The sequence below is a fragment of the Hydrogenophaga sp. 70-12 genome (assembly GCF_001897365.1).
GTDB lineage: Bacteria > Pseudomonadota > Gammaproteobacteria > Burkholderiales > Burkholderiaceae_C > Hydrogenophaga > Hydrogenophaga borbori.
In genome coordinates, this window is the sequence record NZ_MKSS01000107.1 from 16,378 (window position 1) to 21,053 (window position 4,676).

At 70.0% G+C, this 4,676-nt stretch carries 8 protein-coding genes; 7 read left to right on the top strand and 1 reads right to left on the bottom strand.

Features of this window, described 5'->3' with window-relative positions; genetic code table 11:
* The 3 genes from BGO22_RS06935 to BGO22_RS06945 form a co-directional block, all read left to right on the top strand.
* On the top strand, positions 1-603 hold a 603-nt coding region (locus BGO22_RS06935), incomplete at its 5' end, for an ABC transporter ATP-binding protein (protein WP_286849744.1).
* A 61-nt stretch (positions 604-664) separates the two neighbouring features.
* Entirely contained in the window at positions 665-1,363 is a 699-nt protein-coding gene (locus tag BGO22_RS06940; RefSeq protein WP_070397165.1) for an ABC transporter ATP-binding protein, read from the top strand.
* A gap of 159 nt (positions 1,364-1,522) precedes the next feature.
* Positions 1,523-2,725 (top strand): tetratricopeptide repeat protein, encoded by a 1,203-nt coding sequence (locus tag BGO22_RS06945; RefSeq protein WP_175442771.1) that lies wholly within the window; start codon positions 1,523-1,525, stop codon positions 2,723-2,725.
* Here BGO22_RS06945 and BGO22_RS06950 read toward each other — a convergent pair.
* The gene (locus tag BGO22_RS06950) at positions 2,722-3,006 is read right to left on the bottom strand and encodes a cupin domain-containing protein (protein WP_070397167.1); all 285 of its coding nucleotides are present in this window, start codon (positions 3,004-3,006) and stop codon (positions 2,722-2,724) included. The genes BGO22_RS06945 and BGO22_RS06950 overlap by 4 nt on opposite strands.
* Before the next feature lie 54 nt (positions 3,007-3,060).
* Between BGO22_RS06950 and BGO22_RS06955 the strand changes: the two genes are divergently transcribed.
* The 4 genes from BGO22_RS06955 to BGO22_RS06970 all read left to right on the top strand — a co-directional run.
* Complete coding sequence (locus tag BGO22_RS06955; RefSeq protein ID WP_070397168.1) at positions 3,061-3,426, top strand: YciI family protein; 366 nt, start codon at positions 3,061-3,063, stop codon at positions 3,424-3,426.
* A 98-nt stretch (positions 3,427-3,524) separates the two neighbouring features.
* Positions 3,525-3,941 (top strand): YciI family protein, encoded by a 417-nt coding sequence (locus BGO22_RS06960; protein ID WP_070397169.1) that lies wholly within the window; start codon positions 3,525-3,527, stop codon positions 3,939-3,941.
* 42 nt (positions 3,942-3,983) lie between these two features.
* Entirely contained in the window at positions 3,984-4,403 is a 420-nt protein-coding gene (locus BGO22_RS06965) for a VOC family protein (protein ID WP_070397170.1), read from the top strand.
* Between the two features lie 13 nt (positions 4,404-4,416).
* Positions 4,417-4,676 (top strand): sigma factor (locus BGO22_RS06970; protein ID WP_286849746.1); only part of this gene is annotated, 260 nt, incomplete at its 3' end.

The window sequence follows — 4,676 nt, forward strand, 5'->3', positions numbered from 1 at the left end:
GGCAAGATCGTGTTCGATGGGCGAGACATCACCAGCCTGGGCGTTACCGATGCCTGCCAGCTCGGGCTCACCAAGAGCTACCAGATCAACCAGCTCTTCGAGCGGCTGACCGTGCAGCAGAACCTCAGCATCGCCGCGCTCGGCGAGGTTCGCGGCAAATTCACGCTGGACCTGTTCCGCAGCCTGTGGAAGGTGCCGGGCCTGGACGCGCTGGTGCACGACACCGCGGCGCTGGTTCATCTGAGCGACCGGCTCGACACGCCCGTGTCAGAGCTCGCCTATGGCGAGAAGCGGCGGCTTGAGATCGGGCTGGCACTGGCCACGTCCCCCAGCCTGCTGCTGTTGGACGAGCCGCTCGCCGGCATGAGTCCGCAGGAGCGCGTCGAGACCGTGGCGCTGCTCAAGTCGATCGCGTTGGGTCGCACGATGATCGTTATCGACCACGACATGGATTCGCTGTTCGAGCTGGTGCAGAAAGTCACTGTGCTGCAGGAAGGTCGCGTGCTGGTGGAAGGCACGGCCGATGAGATCAAGACCAACGTGAAGGTCCAGGAGGCCTACCTTGGCGGGCTGCATGCCCAGGAAGAGGCATTGAACGCATGAGACACCGATCCGCAGATCCGCAGAGGGCTTGCGCCGCCATCCCGAGGGCGGAGGGCACCTCATGAACTTGCTCGAAGTCACTGGGCTGAACAGCCACTACGGCGATAGCCACATCCTGTTCGATGTCGCGCTCCAGGTGAAAAAGCACGAGGTGGTGGCGCTGCTGGGCCGCAACGGCGCGGGCAAGTCCACCACGCTCAAGAGCCTCATGGGCGTGGTTCGGCCGACATCCGGGAGCGTCAGACTCGACGGCGCGGAGCTGGTCGGCCGGCCCGCGCACGACATTGCGCGGGGCGGCGTGCAGCTGGTTCACGAAGACCGCCGCATCTTCGGCAGCCTCAATGTCGAGGAGAACATCGTCCTTGCCGGGCTGACCGCCGACAGCCGATGGCCGCTGGAGCGCATCTACGACATGTTTCCACGGCTCAAGGAGCGACGCGCCAGCCGGGGCACCGACCTCTCGGGGGGCGAGCAGCAGATGCTGGCGATCGCGCGCGCGCTGGTGCGAAATCCGAAGATCGTGTTGCTCGACGAGCCGTTCGAGGGGCTCGCGCCGGTCATCGTGGAGGACCTGGTGCGCATCTGCCACGAACTGGCGCGGGCTGGGCAGACCATTGTGCTGGTCGAGCAGAACCTGGCCGCCACGCTGGCATTGGCTAACCGCGTGTACATCATCGGCAACGGCCACATCGTGCACGAAGCGCCCGCCGCCGAGCTCAAGGCACAGCCCGATCTTCTTCAGCGCTACCTCGGCGTCTAGGCCCAGAGGGGCCGCTGCCGCTGAGGCGCCGCAATGCCGATGGACGTGGGCTTGTTGCCTGGTGCGCGATTGTTTGGCACGCAAGGCGGTGGCGAAAGCGCCATGCGCCCCTCGCGCCTGGGTAGGATGCGCGTCTTCGTCGCTTCCTTGCCCGCCGACATGTCAGACGACACCACCGAACGCGCCAAGGCGCATTTTTTTGCCGGCAACGCGCACTTCGAAGCCGGCCGCCTGGACGCCGCGCGCGCCGACTACGAGGCGGCGCAGGCGCTCGTGCCGGGCCGGCCGTCGGTGCTGGCCAACCTGGGCGTCACGCTGTGCCGGCTGGGCCAATGGGACGCCGCCATCGAGCGCCTGGACGCCGCGCTGCTCGCCGACCCGACGCACCGCGACGCCTGGGCGGCCCTGGGCCTCAGCCGCGAAGCGCTGAACCAGTGGGCTGGTGCGGCGCACGCGCTGCGCCAGGCCATCGCGCTGGGTGCCCTCCTGCCGAGTCTGTACCTCGCGCTGTCGCATTGCGAGCTGCGCCAGGAGCGCTGGCGCGAGGCTCTGCAGGCGCTCGACGACGCGCTGGAGATCGACCCGCGCGAGCCCGAGGTTTGGAGCCAGCGCGGCCACTTGCTGCGCGAGAGCGGTCAGCTCAAGGAGGCCGCGCGCTCCTACGAACAGGCCCTGCAGCACGGTGCCGAGCCCGCGCTGCACCGCCACTACCTCGCTTCGGTGCAGGACCTGCGCGATCCGCCGCCCCCGCCGCCGGTGTACGCGGGCGCGCTGTTCGACCAGTACGCGGACGACTTTCAGGACCACCTGCTCGCGCAGCTGCGGTACGCCGCGCCCGATACCCTGCTCAAGCCGCTGCTGGCCGAGGGTCGGCGGATCGGCCTGGTGCTGGACCTGGGTTGCGGCACCGGCCTGTGCGGCCGCTTGATCGCGCCGATCGCCGACGCCGTCGAGGGCGTGGACGCCTCGCACGCCATGGTGGAACGCGCCCGCGCCAGCGGCGCGTACCGCGGGGTGGTGCACGGCGACCTGCTCGGCTTCCTGCGCGCCAGCAACGTCCCGGCCGATCTCATCGTCGCCGCCGACGTGTTCATCTACGTGGGGCCGCTCGACGCGGTCTTCGCCGCCGTCGCCGCCCGCCTGGCCAGTGGTGGCCGCTTTGCCTTCAGCGTTGAGCGAGCCGATCCCGGGCGCGACCTGCAGCTGCGCCCCAGCCTGCGCTACGCGCATTCGCGCGAACAGATCGAGCGCCTGGCCGCCGCTCACGGTTTCGCGGTGCAGGCCATCGAGGCCGGGCCGATACGGGAAGAGCAGGGCCGGCCCGTGATGGGCTGGTACGCCTGGCTGCGCCGCGCCGCCTAGCCCGCGCGGCGCCGCGCCACCCAGATCACCGCGCCGGCCTCGCCGTAGCGTTCGGCGTGCGGCACCTCGTGGCCCAGGGAGAAGGGCGCACCCGCCCGCAGGTGCTGCGTGTCTTCGCCGCAGGAGAGCCACATCTCGCCCTCGGCGACGAAGGCCTTCACCGAGAACGGGTGGGTGTGGGTGCCCAGCACCGTGTTCGGCGCCCAGCGGCGCTCCAACACCTCATCGAAGCCCTCGGCCAGGGCCTGGTCACGGAACGCATCGAACGGTGGGGTGTTCATGGCGGCGCATTGTGCGTCTAGGATGCGCGCTTTGCCTACCGGGAGAACACGCAGGTGTCTTACATGCTGCTCATCATCGAACCCGCCGGCCAGCGCGCCGAGCGCACCGAGGCGCAGGGCCGTGAGGTCTATGCCCGCATGCAGGCCTTCGGCGACGCGCTGCGCGCGCAGGGCAAGCTCAGGGCGGTGGAGTCGCTCGCCGGCCTGGGCGACGCGGTGCGCGTGAGCCAGGCGCCCGGTGCGGCGCGCCGGCTCGACGGACCCTTTGCCGAAGCCAAGGAAATGGTGGGCGGCTTCTTCCTGCTCGACGGCGTGACGCGCGAGGAGGCCATCGAGCTGGCCCGCCAGTGCCCGGCGGCCGAGTGGGCCACGGTCGAGGTGCGCGGCCTGGCGCCCTGCTTCGACGAGAGTCGAGCCTAGGGTTTTTACCTAGAGTCACCCCGTCGAAACCCGGGGCGATGAACCGTCGTGGGGATGAAGCGGGCGAAACGGTTGCCCGCGCCGTCCAGGAGAGTCCCATGCGATTCATGATCATCGTGCGCTCCATCCCCGAGTTCGAGGCCGAGACCACACCCAGCCCCGACCCCGCCGTGTTCGACGCCATGCTGCGCTTCCACGAGGAGCTGGCCCGGGCGGGTGTGCTGCTCGACGCCTCGGGCCTGCACCCCAGTCGCAAGGGCTGGCGGGTGCAGCACGGCCCCGGCGCGCCGCGCGTCGTCGACGGCCCCTTCGCCGAGGCCAAGGAGCTCATCGCCGGCTACACCCTGATCCAGGTGCGCAGCCGCGACGAGGCCATCGAGTGGTCGCGCCGCTTCCCCAACCCGGTGGGCGAAGGCAAGCCCGCCGTGGTCGAGGTGCGCCAGCTCATCGAGCTCGACGAAATCCAGGCCGACGGTCCCAGCGTGGAGGCTTTCCGCCAGATGTTGCAAGCCTGATCCCGCCGCCCCCACCATCCACCCCCGACCCAGGAGCCTCCCATGTCCCGCCAGATCTTCGTCAACCTGCCCGTCGCCGACCTGCCGCGCGCCCGCGCCTTCTACACCGGCCTGGGCTTCACGCTCAACCCGCAGTTCAGCAACGACCAGGGCGCCTGCATCGTCATCAGCGAACACGTCTACGTGATGCTGCTCGTGCGCCCCTACTTCCAGACCTTCACCCACCTGCCGGTGGCCGAGCCGGCCAAGGCCACGGCCGTGCTCAACGCGCTGTCGTGCGAGAACCGCGCCGAGGTCGAGTCCTTCGTCGCCAAGGCCCTGGCCGCCGGCGGCAGCACGCCCAACCCGGCCAAGGACCACGGCTTCATGTACCAGCACGGTTTCGCCGACCCGGACGGCCACCAGTGGGAGGTGTTCTACATGGACGAGGCTGCGTTCGCCCAGCAGGCGCAGCAGGCCTGAGGCGCGGCGACCGATGCACAGTGCCATCCACCAGCGCATCGCCGCCACCTGGCGACTGGAGTCGGCCCAGGTGGTGGCGGCCGTCATGCGCCGCGTGCGCGACCTCGGCGTGGCCGAGGACATCGCACAGGACGCGCTGGTGGCGGCCCTGGAGCACTGGCCGAAGGACGGCATCCCCGACAAGCCCGGGGCCTGGCTGATGCGCACCGCGCTCAACCGCGCGCTCGACCACCTGCGCCAGCGCGCCACGCGCGAGGGGCACGAGGCCGACAT

What these genes read in the sequence shown, in the direction of transcription:
- BGO22_RS06940 (WP_070397165.1), top strand. Translation starts at nt 665, where the DNA reads ATGAACTTGCTCGAAGTCACTGGGCTGAACAGCCACTACGGCGATAGC.
- BGO22_RS06945 (WP_175442771.1), top strand. Translation starts at nt 1,523, where the DNA reads ATGTCAGACGACACCACCGAACGCGCCAAGGCGCATTTTTTTGCCGGC.
- BGO22_RS06950 (WP_070397167.1), bottom strand. Translation starts at nt 3,006, where the DNA reads ATGAACACCCCACCGTTCGATGCGTTCCGTGACCAGGCCCTGGCCGAG.
- BGO22_RS06960 (WP_070397169.1), top strand. Translation starts at nt 3,525, where the DNA reads ATGCGATTCATGATCATCGTGCGCTCCATCCCCGAGTTCGAGGCCGAG.
- BGO22_RS06965 (WP_070397170.1), top strand. Translation starts at nt 3,984, where the DNA reads ATGTCCCGCCAGATCTTCGTCAACCTGCCCGTCGCCGACCTGCCGCGC.